General features: G+C 63.4%; 17 protein-coding genes. 4 read left to right on the top strand and 13 right to left on the bottom strand.

The window, feature by feature from the left end; translation table 11 throughout:
• The 5 genes from A3728_RS09115 to hslO all read right to left on the bottom strand — a co-directional run.
• On the bottom strand, positions 1-613 hold a 613-nt coding region (locus tag A3728_RS09115; protein ID WP_150120706.1), incomplete at its 3' end, for an ABC transporter transmembrane domain-containing protein.
• On the bottom strand, positions 610-2448 hold the full coding sequence (locus A3728_RS09110; protein ID WP_067922457.1) for an ABC transporter ATP-binding protein: 1839 nt from the start codon (positions 2446-2448) through the stop codon (positions 610-612). The genes A3728_RS09110 and A3728_RS09115, both read right to left, overlap by 4 nt.
• Positions 2449-2561: 113 nt before the next feature.
• The gene (locus tag A3728_RS09105) at positions 2562-3755 is read right to left on the bottom strand and encodes a CCA tRNA nucleotidyltransferase (protein ID WP_067922454.1); all 1194 of its coding nucleotides are present in this window, start codon (positions 3753-3755) and stop codon (positions 2562-2564) included.
• On the bottom strand, positions 3728-4327 hold the full coding sequence (locus A3728_RS09100; RefSeq protein ID WP_067922463.1) for a CoA pyrophosphatase: 600 nt from the start codon (positions 4325-4327) through the stop codon (positions 3728-3730). The genes A3728_RS09105 and A3728_RS09100 overlap by 28 nt, the downstream gene beginning before the upstream one ends.
• Entirely contained in the window at positions 4320-5306 is a 987-nt protein-coding gene (gene hslO, locus A3728_RS09095) for an Hsp33 family molecular chaperone HslO (protein WP_067922451.1), read from the bottom strand. The genes A3728_RS09100 and hslO overlap by 8 nt, the downstream gene beginning before the upstream one ends.
• Positions 5307-5383: 77 nt before the next feature.
• Between hslO and A3728_RS09090 the strand changes: the two genes are divergently transcribed.
• Entirely contained in the window at positions 5384-5830 is a 447-nt protein-coding gene (locus A3728_RS09090; RefSeq protein WP_067922448.1) for an NUDIX domain-containing protein, read from the top strand.
• Here A3728_RS09090 and A3728_RS09085 read toward each other — a convergent pair.
• Complete coding sequence (locus A3728_RS09085) at positions 5809-7086, bottom strand: PP2C family protein-serine/threonine phosphatase (RefSeq protein ID WP_067922444.1); 1278 nt, start codon at positions 7084-7086, stop codon at positions 5809-5811. The genes A3728_RS09090 and A3728_RS09085 overlap by 22 nt on opposite strands.
• 101 nt (positions 7087-7187) lie before the next feature.
• On the opposite strand from A3728_RS09085, the gene A3728_RS09080 reads away from it, so the two are divergent.
• Entirely contained in the window at positions 7188-7478 is a 291-nt protein-coding gene (locus A3728_RS09080) for an Hpt domain-containing protein (protein WP_161487183.1), read from the top strand.
• Here the strand turns inward: A3728_RS09080 and ilvA are convergent.
• Complete coding sequence (gene ilvA / locus A3728_RS09075) at positions 7471-8700, bottom strand: threonine ammonia-lyase IlvA (protein WP_067922438.1); 1230 nt, start codon at positions 8698-8700, stop codon at positions 7471-7473. The two genes, A3728_RS09080 and ilvA, sit on opposite strands and share 8 nt — an antisense overlap.
• Positions 8701-8825: 125 nt before the next feature.
• Here ilvA and A3728_RS09070 point away from each other — a divergent pair, with 125 nt between their 5' ends.
• Entirely contained in the window at positions 8826-10055 is a 1230-nt protein-coding gene (locus A3728_RS09070; RefSeq protein ID WP_067922437.1) for an argininosuccinate synthase, read from the top strand.
• Positions 10056-10104: 49 nt separating this feature from the next.
• Here the strand turns inward: A3728_RS09070 and A3728_RS09065 are convergent, their stop codons facing one another.
• Genes A3728_RS09065 through A3728_RS09055 form a run of 3 tightly spaced genes read right to left on the bottom strand, consistent with a single transcriptional unit; the run spans position 10105 to position 12198 of the window.
• Positions 10105-10521 carry a DUF7282 domain-containing protein gene (locus tag A3728_RS09065; RefSeq protein WP_067922436.1) on the bottom strand — a complete coding sequence of 139 codons (417 nt, stop codon included), beginning with the start codon at positions 10519-10521 and terminating at the stop codon, positions 10105-10107.
• 54 nt (positions 10522-10575) lie between these two features.
• Positions 10576-11271, bottom strand: a complete 696-nt coding sequence (locus A3728_RS09060) for a branched-chain amino acid aminotransferase (RefSeq protein WP_067922434.1) — start codon at positions 11269-11271, stop codon at positions 10576-10578.
• Entirely contained in the window at positions 11272-12198 is a 927-nt protein-coding gene (locus tag A3728_RS09055) for a D-amino acid aminotransferase (RefSeq protein ID WP_067922431.1), read from the bottom strand.
• Positions 12199-12319: 121 nt separating this feature from the next.
• On the opposite strand from A3728_RS09055, the gene msrA reads away from it, so the two are divergent.
• Positions 12320-12994: a peptide-methionine (S)-S-oxide reductase MsrA gene (msrA, locus tag A3728_RS09050; protein WP_067922429.1), complete on the top strand. Its 675-nt coding sequence runs from the start codon at positions 12320-12322 to the stop codon at positions 12992-12994.
• Here the strand turns inward: msrA and A3728_RS09045 are convergent.
• From A3728_RS09045 to A3728_RS09035, 3 genes are all read right to left on the bottom strand, one after another.
• Entirely contained in the window at positions 12973-13845 is an 873-nt protein-coding gene (locus A3728_RS09045) for a ribokinase (protein WP_067922426.1), read from the bottom strand. The genes msrA and A3728_RS09045 overlap by 22 nt on opposite strands.
• A complete protein-coding gene (locus tag A3728_RS09040; RefSeq protein WP_067922423.1) occupies positions 13842-16103 on the bottom strand; it encodes an NADP-dependent malic enzyme in 2262 nt (753 codons plus the stop codon). The genes A3728_RS09045 and A3728_RS09040 overlap by 4 nt, the downstream gene beginning before the upstream one ends.
• 72 nt (positions 16104-16175) lie before the next feature.
• Positions 16176-17900 (bottom strand): glycosyltransferase 61 family protein, encoded by a 1725-nt coding sequence (locus tag A3728_RS09035; RefSeq protein WP_067922420.1) that lies wholly within the window; start codon positions 17898-17900, stop codon positions 16176-16178.
• Positions 17901-17919: the final 19 nt, after the last annotated feature.

Genomic DNA, 17919 nt, shown 5'->3' with positions numbered 1-17919 from the left:
GGATCCGGGGCAGAAACCAGTAGATCAGCGCGAAATAGAGACACAGCCAGAATGTGAAACCGATCGCCACCCGCCAGTCTATGGCGACCAGCAGCGCGACGGACCCGGCCAGTGACGCCAGCGCAAAAGCGACCACGTTGATCACCTCGGAGGTGACATCGGTGACCGCGCGCGCCGCCTGCATCTGCTTCTGGGCAATCCGCCCGGCGAAGTCATCGTCAAAGAAGGTGACGTTCTGGCCCAGCGTCCAGCGGTGCAGCCGCGACAGGACCAGCGGATTGACGTTCGGCTGCACCAGTATCGCGTTGGAGGCGGCGGACATCGCAAACAGCAGCGGCCGCGCCAGCAGGAAGAACGCCACCGCCCCGATGATCAGCGCAAGGTTGCTCCCGTCAAAGAACTGTTCCGGTCCCGCGGACACCGTGGCGTCGATCACCGCACCCAGTATCCATGCGGTTCCCGCCTCCATCGCTCCCGCCGCGGCGGAAAGGAATGCCGCCAGCCACAGCACCGGCCAGGCCCCCGCCAGACACCAGCGCATGAACGCGCCAAGCGTCTGGGGCGGCGGCCCGTCCGAAGTCTGAAACGGGTCTATCCAGTCATCCAAGCTCACGTATCGCCTTCCGGTTTCAGGAAACCGCCGGATTGGCGGTTCCAGAACTCTGCATATAGCCCGCGATTTTCCAAAAGCGCTTCATGGGTGCCGTCTTCGACGATCCGGCCCTCGTCCAGCACGACGATCCGGTCCATGTGGGCGATGGTCGACAGCCGGTGTGCAATAGCGATGACGGTCTTGCCTTCCATCATGCCATAGAGCGTTTCCTGAATTGCCGCCTCGACCTCACTGTCGAGCGCGCTCGTCGCCTCGTCCAACAAAAGAATCGGCGCGTCCTTCAGGATGACACGCGCCAGCGTGATCCGCTGCCGCTGCCCCCCGGACAGCTTCACCCCCCGCTCGCCCACATGGGCGTCATAGCCGCGACGCCCCTCGGGATCGACCAGATCGTGGATGAAGGCATCGGCATGGGCCTGCCGTGCCGCATCGCGCATTTCCGCCTCGGTCGCATCGGGGCGTCCATAAAGGATATTGTCACGCACCGACCGATGCAGGAGCGAACTGTCCTGCTGGACCATCCCGATGTTGCGCCTCAGGCTGTCCTGTGTGACCCGCGCGATGTTCTGCCCATCGATCCTGATCTCTCCCGATTCCGCATCGTAGAACCGCAACAGCAGCTTCAGCAGTGTCGATTTCCCCGCGCCGGACCGCCCGACCAGACCGATCTTTTCCCCCGGTCGCACCACCAGGTCGACCGACTGCAGCCCCCCGGAGGGGCGACCGTAATGATGGGTCAGGCGCTTCAGTTCGATTCTGCCTTCCGTCAGCTTCAGATCGGGGGCAGAGGCGGCGTCCGTCAGCCGGATGGGCTGGGCGATGGTCTCCATCCCTTCGGCAACGACACCCAACTGCCGAAAGAAGGAGGACAGCGCCCACATGATCCACGCGGTCATGGAATTGAGCCTCAGTGTCAGCGCCGTTGCGGCGGCCACGACGCCCACGCTGGCCTGCCCGTTCATCCAAAGCGCCAGCGCCCAGCCGACGACCCCGACGATGAGCAGCCCGTTCAACGTGACGAGCGTGATGTCCATGGCGGTGAAAATGCGCATTTCGACCTGAAAGGTACGCCGTGCCCGCTCGATGGCCTCACGCGCGAATTCCGTTTCCAGATCGTGATGGGCGAACATCTTCACCGAATGGATGTTCGCATAGGCATCGACCACGCGGCCCGTCACCTGCGACCGCGCGTCCGATGCCGCCTTTGATGCGGGCCCCACACGGCGCACCGTCCAGTTCACCAGCAGCCCATAAAGCACGAACCATATCAGCAGCGGCATCAGCAGCCGCAGGTCAGCCGCCGACAGCAGGATCGCCGCCCCCACCATATAGGCCAGCGAAAAGGAAATGGCGTCGAACACCTGAAAGACGACTTCGCCCGCCGCCGGCGGCGTCTGCATGATCCGGTTTGCGATACGCCCGGCGAAATCGTTCTCGAACCAGCCGACGGACTGGCGCAGAACCTGCCGGTGCGCCCGCCAGCGGATCAGGGTGCCGAAATTGGGCAGGATCGCATTGTTGATTAGCGCCACATCCAGCGCCTGCAGAATGGGCCGGATCAGAATGATAAAGAGCGCCACAAGGATCAGTTCCGTCCCATGATCGGCCCAGACCTGCGCCGGATCGGCGTCCAGCAGATCGACGATGCGGCCCATGTAGTAGATCAGCCCGACTTCGACGGCCGCAACCACGATCGACATGAAGGCCGTAACCAGAAAGACCGACCGGAAAGGCTGGGCGTATTCCTTCAGGAACGGCCAGAGCCGCGTGGCTGGCGTGTCCCGCTCGGCATAGGCGGTATAGGGATCGATCAGATTTTCGAAATAGCGGAACATGCCGGGCGCTTTCTGAACCATGGAACGGGGCAGTCGGGGTCACGATGGCTCGGATCGGACCTGAGGCTATGCCTGCCCCTTCCCGTGATGCCCATTGACCGTTCGAATGTCCATTACTTCCGCCGTCCCCCAAGGCGCATCAGATCCTCCCGGCCCAGCGCGAAACCTGACTCGATCCATGCCTGTTCCAGCGTTTGCAGCCGCTCCCCCAGCGCCTTGCCGGTATATTCGGGCATCAGGTCCCGCGCGGACAGCGGAAAGGACGCAGAGGCGCCGCGGGCGATCTGGTCCTTCTCTTCCGGGCGGGGGGGCTGTTCGGTCAGAACCGCGCGCAAAAGCATGGCTTGCAAGGCCACATCGGCCCCTTTGCGGTAGGCGACTTCGGCAGGTGCCTGCCCGTTCTGCGCCGCCTCTGCCACATCCGCGAGGGTGTTCGCTTCGGCCTTGGACAGCCGCAAATTGTTGGCGACCTGCTCACCGCCCAGCGCGGCGAGGCGGGTCATGGGCGCGGCGGTGATGCCTGCCTCCCCTTCCATATGCAGCAGGATTGGCAGGAACCGTGCATCACTGCCCGGCAGGATCGCCTGCAGAACGCCCAAGCGTTCCATCGCCGCCACCGCGGGGGCGGGGTCGGGTGCCTCCAGCAGCTTTTTCATCTCTGCCCCGATACGCTCCTTCGACAGATGCGCCAGCCCGTCGAGGTGCGCGGCAATCGCGGCGAGGGTTTCGGCCTCGAACCCCGCCGCGGGGTCGCCGTACCATGCCGAAAACCGGAAAAAGCGCAGGATACGAAGGTAGTCTTCCTTGATCCGCTGGGCGGCGTCTTCGATGAATCGCACCCGCCCCGCCAGAAGATCTGGCAGGCCGCCCAACGGGTCGATCACCCTGCCCTCCGGCGTGGCATAGAGCGCGTTCATCGTGAAATCCCGCCGCCGCGCATCGTCCGCGATATCATCTGTGAAGGCGACGGTGGCGCGGCGCCCATCGGTGGCCACGTCCTTGCGGAAGGTCGTCACCTCGAACCCCTGCCCGCCGGATACGACCGTGACGGTACCGTGCCCAACCCCGGTCGGTACGACGCGCAGGCCCGCTGCCTCGCATTTCCGGGTCACGTCTTCAGGGCGGGACGGCGTGGAAAGGTCCACGTCACTCACCGGGCGCCCCATCAGCGCGTTGCGCACGCAGCCACCCACGAAATAGATGCCGGCCCCGTCCGAGGCGACCGCCTCGCAAACGGCGCTGACACGGGGGTCCGCCAGCCAGTCGGCGGCCTGCGGCGTCAGGTGGATGTCATTCGGTCTGCCCATGTCCGCAACATACGCGCGGTAGCGCCCCAGATGTAATAGGGCCCGTAGGGCACGACGTAATAATACCTGCGTTTTCCGCGCCAACGCCGCGAATGAACCATGTAATTCTCAGGGTTAAGGACATGAGACAGCGGCACCGTAAAGACCTCCGCGACCTCTCCGGCCTCGGGCACGATCCGGAAAGGAGCCTTCACGATCCCCACCACCGGAGTCACCTCGAAACTTGTGACCGTCTCATGCGGGGGCAGCGTTCCCAACACCTCCACCAGTTCGGGGGGCAGGCCAATCTCCTCCTGCGCCTCTCGCAGCGCGGCGGCGGTCACATCCGCATCCCCGGGATCGAGCTTGCCGCCCGGAAAGGCGATCTGGCCCGGGTGGTGCTTCAGCGCCGAGGACCGCTTCGTCAGAAGCAACATCTGCTCACCGTCCTGTTCGACGATGGCCGCCAGCACGCCCGCCGGGCGCAGCTTGCGCGGAAGCGGCACCTCCGCCTCCGGGTTGAGATCGAAGTCGGAGGAGGCCACCCCGGTTCGGGCCAGAGCACGCCGGAAATGGCCGTGCCGGTCAGGCACCCTTGCCCGCTTCCGCCTCAAAGCCGACGGTCTCCGGGTCGAGGTCGTAATGCGCACCGCAGAACTGGCAATCAGCCGTGACGCGGCCTTCCTCGGTCGTCATCTTCTCGATATCGCGCGAGGAATAGATCGACAGGCTCTGCCGCACCTTGTCTTCGGAGCAGGAGCAGCCGAAGCGCACCGCCTGCGGGTCGAAGACGCGGGGGCCTTCTTCGTGGAAGAGGCGCAGCAACAGGTCGGTGGGCGGCACGCTCGGCCCGATCAGTTCGAGATCCTCGACCGTATCGAGCAGGATGTTCACCCGGTTCCACTGCTCCGCCTCGTCCCCATGCACGAGGTCCTGCGCCACCATCACTTCGCCGGTCCCCTCGCCCTTCGCGGCGAATGGCGATGCCTTGGGCATATGCTGCAACATGATACCCCCGCCGCGCCAGCGTTCGGCGACATCGGGACCGGAGGATTTGCCGAAGCTGAGCGAAAAGCGCGTGGGCAATTGTTCGGACTGGGCAAAATAGGCCTCCGCACAGGCCGACAGGGATTCGCCCGTCAGCGGCGTGATGCCCTGATACGGGGTCATGCCCTTGCCCTGATCGATCATGATCGCGAAATAGCCCTCTCCCACCTGCTCGAACGGGGAGCCATCGGTAAGCCGGTCGGGATCATAGCTCGCATAGGCGCGGATCCGCGCGGGCTCGCCCTCCGCCTCGGGGCCGTAATAATCCGTGGCGATCATGCGGACCGGCCCCTTCGACTGCACCTGCAGGGACAGCTTCCAGCGCAGCTTGATCGTCTGCCCGATCAGCGCGGTCAGCAGGGCCATCTCGGCCACGAGCGCCTCGACCTTTTCGGGGTAGTCGTGTTGTTTCAGAATGCCTTCGAGCACGCCATCAAGACGCGCGACGCGACCCCGCATATCGCTGGCGTCGAGCTGAAAGGGCAGGACTGAATCGTCCCAGGCGATCTGGGTTCCTTGGGTCATCGGCTTTCCTTGGTGGGGAGGGACAGGCATACCGCGTCTATATAAGGGCATCAGCCCGAGCGAAAAGGGGCTACCATATGATCCGAAGGGCCGGCCACCCCCCGCACAGGGGTCAGCGCTATCAACTGAGAGCGGGCGCCTACGCCATTCTGCCGTTGAATGACAGGGTTCTGCTGACTTTGCAGAACACCGATATGCCCGACCTTCAGCTACCGGGGGGCGGGATCGATCCGGGCGAATCGCCGTGGCAGGCGCTGCACCGCGAAGTCCGCGAGGAAACCGGTTGGGGCATCACCGCGCCCCGGCGGGTGGGCGCGTTCCGGCGGTTCGTCTACATGCCCGAATATGACATCTGGGCCGAAAAGCTCTGCCACATCTTCCTCGCCCGGCCCACGCGCCGCCTGTCCGACCCGACGGAGCCTGACCACACCGCGCTCATCCTGCCGTGGCAAGAGGCCGCCCGCTCGCTCGGCAACGAAGGGGATCGCCGGTTCCTGCTGCGCTACGCCGCGCGCCGCCCCTGATATTCCAGCAATATCCCCGAGATATCGTCCGGAAATTCATCCGTGACGGCAAAGGTTTCGAGCTGCCGGACCAGCCCGTTCAACCGCGCCTCCCCGCGCGTGGCCTGCTCTGCCATCATCATCCGCGCGAGGCCCTGTTCCCCCAGCAAATTGCCATCCGGGTCCGGACATTCGGTAAATCCGTCTGACAAGAGCCACAGGCTGTCCCCCGGCGAAAGGGACAGGTCGAACTGATCGAACGACGCATTCTGAAGCAGCCCCACGGGAAACCCGCCCGTTCCGCTCTGCTCGATCCGGCCATCGGCGCGCTGGATCACCGGGTGCGGCTGCCCCGCCTGAGAGACGCACACGCGCCCCGTGGCCAGATCGACGAAGGCGAGCAGGAAGGCGAAATAGTGATCCGTGCCCATTTCGTTCAGCACAAGATCGTTGAGCACATGAACAACCTCAGCCGGGGGCCGCGCGACATAGCCCGCCCCGCCCTTCCTCAGGGCGACGTTCTGGTCCGGTGCCGAAGCGGAAAGATACCCCGCCAGTCGCGCTGTCATCAGCGCCGAACTGATGCCGTGACCCGAAACATCGATCGCATAAAGCCCGATCTGCCCCGGACCCGCGGGAAAATGCCCCACCAGATCGCCCCCCACATGGCCGCTGGGCCGAAGCAGTTGCGACAGCGCCGCCCCGTCAAAGACGCGATGCCGCTCGCGCAGCAGGGATTGCTGCAGCTTGCGCGCCTGTTGCAGATCGTGTTCCAGCGAATCGTAGACGCGCTGAAGCTCATGCAGAGTCTCCCCGATGATGCGGTTCTTTTCCGTCAGTTCCCGGCGCATATCGAGAATACGTTCGCCCGCTTTCAGCCGCGCGCGCAGTTCCTCGCTGTTGACCGGCTTGATCAGGAAATCGTCCGCCCCCCATTCCAGCCCACGGGCGACCACGCGCTTGTCCGTCTTGCCGGTGAGCAGGATGAAATAGACGTAGCGCGACACCATGAGCGCCCGAAGCGCCTTGCAGAATTCGACCCCGGACATCCCCGGCATGACCCAATCGCTCAGCACAAGGTCGGGCGGGCGGCTCGTGCAGCGCGCCATTGCCTCCTCTGCAGAGGCGGCTTCCTCAACCTCGTAGCCCCAGTCATGCAGCGCACGGACGAGAATACGGCGCTGCAGCAGGCTGTCATCGACCACCAGCACGCGCTGGGCCCCCGGGCCGGGCGGCGGATAGGTATCGAAGGGAAGCTGAGCCGTCCTGTCTGCCATGACCCTCTGTCCTTGCGTACCGTCCGGTCTAGTCCCCGTGCGTTAATCCCGCGTGAAGCCCGAAGCGCCATCCTGCAACGCGAGGATGGATGGAGGTGCCAATGCTGGACCGCAGGCAAATCGAGAGACTACGCAGTGATCTGGGCCACGCGGAGCTGAAGAAGATAGCAAACCTCTTTGCAGCCGAGGCGCGCGAAACGCTGGCCACTCTTTCGACGGAGCGTGACCCCGACCACCGCGACATGCATCTGCACGGGCTTTGCGGCAGCGCGCGCACCCTCGGGCTATCATCGCTGGCCGCCGCCTGTCAGCGGGGGGAAAGTGCTGCTGAACTGGGCCGCAGGGTCGAACAATCGCTCGCCGCTTTTGCGGCTCTCACCCGGGTCAGATGACGAACTGCGCCAATGTCTCGTCATTGGTGATGTCGGTATAGGTGAACCCGGCCTCGTTGAGCTGCTCCAGAAAGGGGCCGAAATTTTCGGGCAGCGAGGTTTCGATGCCGATGAGGACCGAACCGAAGTTCCGCGCGCTTTTCTTGAGGTATTCGAACCGGCAGATGTCATCCTCCGGCCCGAGGATATTCAGAAACTCCTTCAGCGCGCCGGGGCGCTGGGGCATGCGCAGGATGAAATACTTCTTGATGCCCGTATAGCGCTGCGCCCGTTCCTTCACCTCGGGCAGGCGCTCGAAATCGAAATTTCCGCCCGACACGACGCAGACGACCGTCTTGCCCCTGATCTCGTCCGCAACACTGTCGAGAGCCGAGATCGCCAGTGCACCGGCGGGTTCCAGCACGATCCCTTCGACATTGAGCATCTCAATGATTGTGACGCAGATCCGGTCTTCGGGCAGCGCCACCACGTCGGACCGGGCCATCCCGCGCAGACAGTCGAAGTTACGCGCGCCGATCCGTGCCACGGCGGCCCCGTCGACGAAGCTGTTGATGGGCGAAACATCGACAGGTGCGCCTTTTTCGAGCGCGCGCGCCAGACTTGGCGCCCCCTGCGGTTCGACAAAGGTATAGGCGCATTCCGTCCCGAAATGGCTCACCACGCCCGAAGACAGCCCCCCGCCACCCACGGGCAGCACGATGCGATCCGGCACCCGGCCAAGCTGCTCGCTGATCTCCACGGCGACGGAAGCCTGCCCTTCGATCACGTCCTCATCATCGAAGGGGGACAGGAAATGCGCATTCTCCGCCGCACAGAATTCCTGCGCCGCCGCCAGCGTCTTGTCGAAATAGTCACCGACGAGGCGTATCTCCACGTTGTCGCCGCCGAAAATCCGCGTCTTCTGGATCTTTTGCTGCGGCGTCGTGACCGGCATGAAGATCACGCCCCGCACCCCGAAGTGGCTGCACATGAAGGCCACGCCCTGCGCGTGGTTGCCCGCGCTCGCGCAGACGAACAGCGATTGCCCGGGGATGACCTTGCGCATGGCATTGAACGCCCCGCGCAACTTGTAGGAGCGCACCGGGCTCAGGTCTTCGCGCTTCAGCCAGATGTCCGCCCCGAAGCGTTCCGACAGATGTTCGTTGCGCATGCAGGGGGTCGCGGGGAAAACCGCCCGCATCGCCTCCGTCGCCGCCCGGGCCTTTTCGCAGAAATCCGTCATGACCGATGCTCCTGTAACCGACGCTTTCGATAGGCCCGGTGGCCCGCCGGGTCAACGCAGGCTTCAATCTTGCCCGTCTGTGCAAAACCCGTTACCTCGCGAAGCGAAACGGAAAGGAAATCTGCATGTCCGCGCCCAAGAAAGTGGTTCTCGCCTACTCCGGCGGTCTCGATACCTCCATCATCCTGAAATGGCTGCAAACGGAATACGGCTGCGAAGTCGTCACCTTCACCGCCGACCTCGGTCAGGGGGAGGAGCTGGAGCCCGCGCGCAAGAAAGCCGAGATGATGGGCGTCAAGGACATCTACATCGAAGACCTGCGCGAAGAATTCGTGCGCGATTTCGTCTTTCCGATGTTCCGGGCCAACGCCGTCTACGAAGGGCTGTACCTGCTGGGCACCTCCATCGCGCGCCCGCTCATTTCCAAGCGTCTGGTCGAGATCGCAGAGGAAACCGGCGCCGATGCCGTGGCCCATGGCGCGACGGGCAAGGGCAACGATCAGGTGCGGTTCGAACTGGCGGCCTATGCGCTGAACCCCGAAATCAAGGTCATCGCGCCCTGGCGTGAATGGGATCTTTCCAGCCGCACGAAACTGCTGGAATTCGCCGAAGCCAACCAGATCCCCGTGGCCAAGGACAAACGCGGCGAAGCGCCCTTCTCCGTCGATGCGAACCTTCTGCACACCTCGTCCGAGGGCAAGGTGCTCGAAGATCCCGCGCAGGACGCACCCGATTATGTCTATCAGCGCACCGTGGCCCCCGAAGAGGCCCCGGATACACCCGAATACGTCGAGATCGGCTTTGAAAAGGGCGATGCCGTCAGCATCGACGGCAAGGCGATGTCCCCCGCCGCGATCCTCACCCGGCTGAACGAGCTGGGGGGCAAACACGGCTGTGGCCGGCTCGATCTGGTCGAAGGCCGCTTCGTCGGCATGAAATCACGCGGCATCTACGAAACGCCCGGCGGCACCCTGCTGCTGGAAGCGCACCGGGGCATCGAATCCATCACGCTCGACCGCGGGGCGATGCATCTCAAGGACGAGCTGATGCCGCGCTACGCGGAACTGATCTACAACGGTTTCTGGTTCAGCCCGGAACGCACGATGCTTCAGGCCGCCATCGACGCGAGCCAGACCCATGTGACGGGTACTGTCCGCCTGAAGCTCTACAAGGGACATGTGCGCACCGTGGGCCGCTGGTCCGAAAACAGTCTCTATTCCGAGGCGCATGTGACGTTCGAGGATGACGCAGGCGCCTATGACCAGAAGGACGCGGCCGGTTTCATCCAGCTGAACGCACTGCGGCTGAAGCTGCTCGCCGCGCGCGACCGTCGTCTCAAGCGTTCCGGCAAGTAACGAAAAAGGCCCGCCTCGAAAGGCGGGCCTCCAAATGTCAGGTCACGCCTTATTCGACCGTGACAACCTGCATGACCAATTCGCCATCGGGCTTCACGGGGCCGTCTTCCTTGGCGCCCAGCGAATATTCGAAGACGCCGGTCTTCATGCCGCCCTCTTCGCCGTGAACCATCAGCATCAGCATGTCACCCGATGCGACGTCCTCTTGCAGGATCGCGGCGACGTCGGTGTTGTCCCCCATCCGCAGCGGGGCGAAACCGACGACGGGGCCGGGCTTCATCTCGGCATCGGTACGGTGAACGACGAGCCAGCCGTTCTGGCCTGCGGATACCATATCGGCACTTACAACGCCGTTAGAGACGTTTTGATCGCTCGCCTCGATCATGTTCTTCATCGAATGTGCATCTGCAAATGCGACGCCCGCTGTCAATGTCAGGGCAAGCGCGCTGGTAGTAATGATTTTCATGTCAGACTCCTATGATTGTCCGACCGAAGCCACGGCGCGCCCTGCCCGATAGTTTCAAAAATGCAGCCGGCGGTCGCGAAGTGTCTCGTAGAACGGCATCGCCTGCGCACAAAGCGCCGCCGCTTCCTGATCAAGCGCTGGCAACGCGCCTTCCGCTCCGGCAAAGCCGGTGCTGGCATGCACCGCCCCGTACCAGTGGCTGGCCCAAACGCCATCCTGCTTTCGCGGCCCCGCGGGCCAAGACAGCATCCGCTCATCGAACGGCAGGCCAATTTCGCGGCACAGGGCCTTCATCGCGGCCTCCGGATCTGCGCGAATGTCGAAACTGTCGAGGATCAGTCCGCCCAGCCGCTCGACCAACTCGACCTGCTGGCGAAAGCCGATATCCTCCAGCGTCGGTGCCTCCCGCTTTGCGGTATAGCTGGCGATCACCCGGGCGGGGTGGCGGATGAGATGGACGTTGACGCATTCCTCGGCCCAGTCGAGCGGAAAGCCCGGCAGCATGTGATGCGGCATATGCTTCATATAAAGATGCGGCGCGCCCCCTTCCCGACAGGATCGGGCAACAGCGTCGGGGTCCGTTTCATGCCTTGACAGAATCGCCTCACGCATCGGGTGGTCCAGCCCCGTGGCGGCCAGATAGGGGGCATAGAACGGTTCATCCCTGATGTCGAAATCGGGCCGGTTGCCGAACGCGTACATCATCGCCGTGCTGAGGTTACGGGGCCCCGACCACATCGCGATCCGCATCTACCCCTCCGCTCCGGCGCGTGCGGCCTCTGCTGAGACGAGTTCCTTGTAGAGCCCGCGCAGCCGTTCGGTGACCGGGCCCATCCTGCCGCTGCCGATCTGCCTGCCGTCGATCTCCGCCACCGGGGTCTGCGCGCCGAAAGTCCCTGTCAGGAAGGCTTCGTCGGCGCCGTAGGTGTCCACCAGCGAATAGTTGCGTTCGTATACGGGGATGTCATTGGCGCGGCAGAGGTCGATCACCTTCTGCCGGGTGATGCCGTTCATGCAATAGTCGCCGGTGCTGGTCCAAACCTCGCCCTTGCGCACGATGAAGAAGTTGCAGGCATTGGTCGTATTCACGAAACCATGGACATCCAGCATCAGCGCCTCGTCCGCTCCCGCCTTTTCGGCGGCGATGCACGCAAGGATGCAGTTCAGCTTTGAATGGCTGTTCAGCTTGGGGTCTTGCGTCATGGGCAGGCCGCGCTGGTGCGGCACGGTCGCCAGCCGGATGGGGCGGGGCAGCGAGGGACGCGAATGTTCCATGATGATCACGAAGGTCGGGCCTGACCGCGACAGCGACGGATGCTGGAAAGGCCGCACCTTCACCCCGCGCGTCACCATCAGACGGGCATGCGCATCGGTATGCATATCGTTGGCGCGCTGGGTGGCGAAAAGCGCCTCCTTCACGCCGTCACGGTCCAGACCGATGTCCAGATCGATGGCGAGTGCTGCCTCGAACAATCGGTCGATATGCGCGTCGAGGAAGGCCCAATGCCCTTGATAGAGCCGCAACCCCTCCCACACGCCATCCCCCAGCATGAATCCGCTGTCATAGACGGAAACCTTGGCATCGTCCTTCGGCACGATGCGCCCGTCGACGTAGATTTGGATCGACTCGTTCCGGGCGTCCTCCTCCGCCTGATGGGTAGTGACATGATCCGCCATTGATAACTCCGTTCGCCCTGGGTCCCTGCGTTTAGGCAGGCCATCTCACCTCCATGTGAGTTTATGGCCGGAACGCGCGCCCTATGTACCTTTATGAAAGACGTTTTCAGGAGGACAAGAAATGTTCAAGCCATTGAGGACGACCGCACTGGCCGCCATTCTCGCCGCACCCGTGCTGACCCCGTTCCCCGCAGCGGCGGCAGAGCCCGAGACACTCGTTGTCGCAGGGGGCTGTTTCTGGTGTGTAGAGGCTGATTTCGAAAAGGTGACGGGCGTGAAAGAAGCCGTTTCCGGCTTTGCCGGGGGCCGGACCGAAAACCCGACATACAAGGAAGTCACCGGCGGGGACACCGGCCATTACGAAGTGGTGGAGATCACCTACGATCCGGCGCAGGTGAGCGAGGCGGAACTCCTGTCGCTCTTCTTCCGCTCGATCGACCCTACCGACGCGGGCGGGCAATTCTGTGACCGGGGCGACAGCTACCGCACGGCGGTTTTCGCGGATGACGCCGAAACCCGCAGCGCCGCCGAAGCAGCCAAGGCCGAAGCCGAAAAGGCGCTCGGTCAGGAAATCGTTACTCCGATACTTGATGGCGCACCCTTTTACCCCGCCGAAGACTATCATCAGGACTATTACAAAAGCTCCGACAGGCTCGCCATCAGCAGCGTCGGAATCGGTATCCGCAAATCAGAAGCCTACAAGAAATATCGCGCAGGATGTGGGCGCGATGCGCGGGTACGGGAGCTTTGGGGCGAAGATGCCCCCTTTGCCGGTCAGCCGAAATCGGAATCCTGAATTTCCTTCAGGTCCGGGATGACATCGGCCGTCCCTTGCCGCGCGACCATCAGGGAGGCGGCCCGTAGCGCGAGGTCGAGAGCCGCGCGCATGTCCTCTCCCCGGTCCAGCGCCGCCACGAGGAACCCGGTGAACGTATCGCCAGCCCCCGTGGTATCCACTACCTCGGCGGCATAGGCGGGAAGCGTCAGCGGCTGCTTTTCCCCCGGCCCGAACCATTTGCAGCCCCGCGCGCCCAGCGTGACCACGATATCCGACACGGAAAGTTCGTGCAGCGGGACGCCAACGGCGGCCTCAAGCTGCGCTGCTTCGACCTCGTTCAGCACCAGCAGATCCGTATTCGGCAGAACGGCCTGCACCGCCGACGCGTCAAAAGGTGCGGCGGCATAGGCCACACGCAGGCCCAGCGTCTTGGCAAGCCGCGCCGCCACCTCTTGCCCGTTGGTCTCGTTCTGCATCAACAGGATATCGCCCGTCCGCCCGTTGCTGAGCGCGGCACCGATCATATCCTCCGTCAGTTCGTGATTGGCACCGGGCAGGACGACGATGGCGTTTTCGCCCGCCTCCTCCACGCAGACGACCGCCTGACCGGTCGGCGCCTCGACGGGGGTGATATGCGAAACCTCCACCCCGTATTCGAGCAGCCGATTGCGTATCCAGCCACTGTCCCGGCCGATCGCGCCGATATGGGCAACCCGCGCCCCACCCCGCGCCGCCGCGACCGACATATTGGCACCCTTGCCGCCCAGACCCTGCGCGTAGGTCCGGGCCGTAACCGTTTCACCCGCTTTCGGCAGATGCCCCACGCCATAGAAATGGTCGACGTTGATCGACCCGAGGTTCCAGATCATTCGCCGACCTTGCAGGCCGCCAGTATCGCCATGTTCAGGATGTCACTGGCGGTGGAGGTGGAGGAACAAATCTGGATCGACTTGTCGACCCCAGTGAGGATCGGCCCGATCACCGTGGCACCGGCCATTTCCTGCATCAGCTTGACGGAAATGCTCGCGGAATGGCGGGCCGGAACCACAAGGATGTTGGCCGGGCCGGTAAGCCGTGAAAACGGGTAGTTCTTCTGCGAGGCGACGTTCAGCGCGACATCCACCGTCATCTCGCCTTCGTATTCAAAGTCCACGCCGCGTTTATCGAGGATCTCGGGCGCGATATGCATCTTTTCGGCCCGTTCGGACACAGGATACCCAAAGGTCGAAAAGCTGACGAAAGCGACCCGGGGTTCCAGCCCGAGATGCCGCGCAACCTTGGCCCCCGCTTCGGCGATATTGGCAAGGTCGTTCCCGTCGGGCCATTCATGCACCAGCGTATCGGCGATGAAGACGATGCGGCCCTTGTGCAGCAGCGCGGTGACACCCACCGCCCCATGTTCGGCGTTGGCTTCGAACACGTGATTGATCCGCTCCAGCACATGGGCGGACTTGCGCGTCGCCCCGGTGACAAGCCCGTCACCATGCCCATGCGCCAGCATCAGAGCCGAAAATACATGCCGGTCCCGCGCTGCCAGCCGATGAATGTCCTTGGTGTCGAAGCCGCGCCGCTGGAGCCGCTGGTAAAGGAAATCCTTGTAGCTTTCGAAATGCGGCGTATTGGCCGCGTTCACGACCTCCAACTCGCGCACAGCGTCTTCCATCCCGGCGGCGGTCAGCTTTTCTGCCACGTCGTCCTGCCGCCCGACCACGAGCGCCTTGCCCAGACCCGACCGCTGGTACATCACCGCGGCGCGCAGCACCTTGGGGTCGTCGCCTTCGGCAAAGATCATCCGCGCCTGATTTGCACGCGCCCGTGCGTTGATCCCCCGCAGGATGTTCGCCGTGGGGTCCATCCGCGATTTTAGGCTGAGCTCATAGGCGTCCATGTCGATGATCGGCCGCCGCGCCGCGCCGGTATCCATCCCGGCCCGCGCCACCGCCGGCGGAATCCGATGGATGAGCCGCGGGTCAAAGGGCGTGGGGATGATATAGTCGCGCCCGAACGTGAGGCTCTTGCCATAGGCGAGCGCCACCTCGTCCGGCACGTCTTCCCGGGCGAGATTCGCCAGCGCATGGGCGCAGGCAATCTTCATCTCGTCATTGATGGCCCGCGCGTTGATGTCCAGCGCCCCGCGGAACAGATAGGGGAAGCCAAGCACGTTGTTGACCTGGTTCGGATAATCCGACCGCCCGGTGGCCACGATCGCATCCTCGCGCACGGCATGCGCTTCTTCGGGCGTGATTTCCGGATCGGGATTGGCCATCGCGAAGATCACCGGGTTGGGTGCCATGCTGGCCACCATCTGCGGTGTCACAGCGCCCTTTACAGAAACACCCAGAAACACGTCCGCACCGTCCATCGCCGCTTCGAGTGTGCGCAGCTCCGTCGCGGCGGCATGGGCCGATTTCCACTGGTTCATGCCTTCGGTGCGCCCCTGATAGATCACACCCTTGGTGTCGCACATGATGCAGTTGTCATGGCGCGCACCCATCGATTTAAGCAGTTCGAGACAGGCGATACCCGCCGCCCCTGCCCCGTTGAGCACGATACGCACGTCTTCGATCTTCTTCCCGGAAATGCGCAGCGCGTTGATCAGCCCCGCCGCACAGATCACCGCGGTCCCGTGCTGATCGTCATGGAAGACGGGGATATCCATCTCTTCCTTCAGGCGCTGTTCGATGATGAAACATTCGGGCGCCTTGATGTCTTCGAGGTTGATCCCCCCGAATGTCGGCCCCATGAGCTTTACTGCCGCGATGAAGGCGTCGGTATCTTCGGTGTCGAGTTCGATGTCGATGGAATTGACGTCCGCGAAGCGCTTGAACAGCACAGCCTTGCCTTCCATCACCGGCTTCGACGCCAGCGCGCCAAGGTTCCCGAGGCCAAGCACCGCCGTTCCGTTCGATATGACCGCGACCAGATTGCCCTTGTTGGTGTAATCATAGGCGGTTTCCGGGTTCGCCGCGATCGCCTCACAGGGGACGGCAACGCCGGGCGAATAGGCCAGTGACAGGTCCCGCTGTGTCGTCATCGGCACGGTTGCCGAGATCTCGAACTTGCCGGGCGAGGGTTCGAGGTGAAAGGCCAGGGCCTCTTCGGAAGTGATGCGTGTTTTTGAGGCCATCGGATCCAGCTTTCTTTGGGTCCACCCTTCTTAGACGGCCCGCAGCCATCGCACAATCTGACAGAACCGGCCCTACGCCACGTAGCGCACCCATTCATGGTTCGCGATAAAGGCCGCGTGCCGGTCGGGGAAATCGGCGGCCAGCCGGGATAACGCCCAGCGGATCACCTGCGGGCGCTCGCAGCGGTTGGCGCACCAGATCATCCGGACCAGCACCTGCCAACGGGACGGCGCCAGCCGAAAAGCCCGGTCGAGCGCCGAAAGCTCCTCCTTCGGGTTTTTTCTGAATTTGTGCAAATCCGCCTGTAACAGAGACAGATCCGGGTCAAATTCCTGCATCTTTTCATGCGCAGCCAGTACCGCCGCGAAGGCGTCCATCGCGTCCACCTCCTGCAGCGCGCGGCTGAGGCGGATCACCTCTTGCGGTTCCGCCAATGTCGGTGTTTCCCCCAGCATGGAAACGACAAAGGCCATCACCTGCCCAATCGCCCCCTCCGACAGCGCGGCGGGAACAAGCCCCTCTTTCGAAAACTCCGGGTCGGTCAACGGGTCGTTTTTGCGGTAATCGGCGAAGAAAGAGACATAGCGGCAGCCCGAGACATGGGCATGAGGCCAGAAATCGCCCCAGCGCAGGTTCGCCGTCTGCAAGGTGCCCAGTTCGATGATACAGGCGTCAGGATTGGCAAAGACCATGTTGGCGAAACCCGCCCCATGGTAGGAAACCATCATTTCCGCATTTGCCATCAGGGCGATTTGCTCCAGCGGGGAGAGGCTTTCGAAAACAACGTATTCGAAACCGAAGAGGGCAAGATGTTCGAACAGCAGATCCTCCCCCTCCATGTTCCGGGCGCGGCTTTTGCGCGTGTCCCGCCCGACGAAAAACCGGCGCGGCAGATGGGATGTATCTAGGTCGGCAACCGCCTTCAGCGCCCGGTTACGAAGGGCGCGCAGCCCGGAGCTGACGGAATTCATCGCCAGCGTCGTCTGCGCCCGGGGCAACGGATCATCCGGCTCCCAGCCGGAGCGGGGGCCGGCAGCTTCCTTCAAAGCATCCGCCTGCCATTCGGGCGATTGGCGATGCCCGCCAAACAGGTCGTAGGCCGTCAGCACCTCGTCATAGTCTTTCGGCACACGTTCGAACCTGACGCGGCCTTCGAATTCGGGGAACAGGGCAGCGACGAAGGCGGCGGCGAAATCGCGGGTCTTGTCGGCCCGGTTGGGAAAATGGAAATAGATGTCCCCCCGGAAATCCCAGCCGTCCAGCACCGTAAGCTGCGGCAAGGCCTCCGTCAGGAAATGGAAATAGTTGAAGGAATTGCGGCACTCGATGGCGAAAGGCACCGTGGGGCTGATGCGCCGATCTAGCACGGGCAGGTCCCGGTCGGCGTTCCGGGCGCGGCAATCTTCGAAATACCGCGCAAGGGTCGCTGCCGGATCGTCTTCGGGATTTGCCCAGCGATACCTGTTCAACAACCGCGTGGCCGACGCACCCGAAAGCAGGAACCGCTCCCCCACCGTCTTGTAGGACTTGCGGAATTGCGCCCCCTCCACATGGGCGAGCGCGATGTTCCATTCCACCGCCTGCGCGAACCGGCGTTCTTTTCGCGCGCGGGAAACCAGCGTCGCTATCCGCTTGTCGATCTCTTCATGCGCGCTTGCCGCGAAGCCGTGGATCCGCCCCGGGGCACAGATTTTCCACTGGTAGGCAGGCGGCTCCAGCAGCGCGATCCCCTCGTCCTGCCACGGGTTGCAGAACAGCTCTTCCGGCGCGCCTTTCAGGTCGATTGTCTTTCGCAAATTCGTCTCTGCCCTGCGG

The sequence above is a fragment of the Sulfitobacter sp. HI0040 genome, assembly GCF_001634885.1.
GTDB lineage: Bacteria > Pseudomonadota > Alphaproteobacteria > Rhodobacterales > Rhodobacteraceae > Sulfitobacter.
The sequence above is the reverse complement of the archived record's forward strand: the minus strand, read 5'-3'. Positions and strand labels throughout refer to the sequence as shown.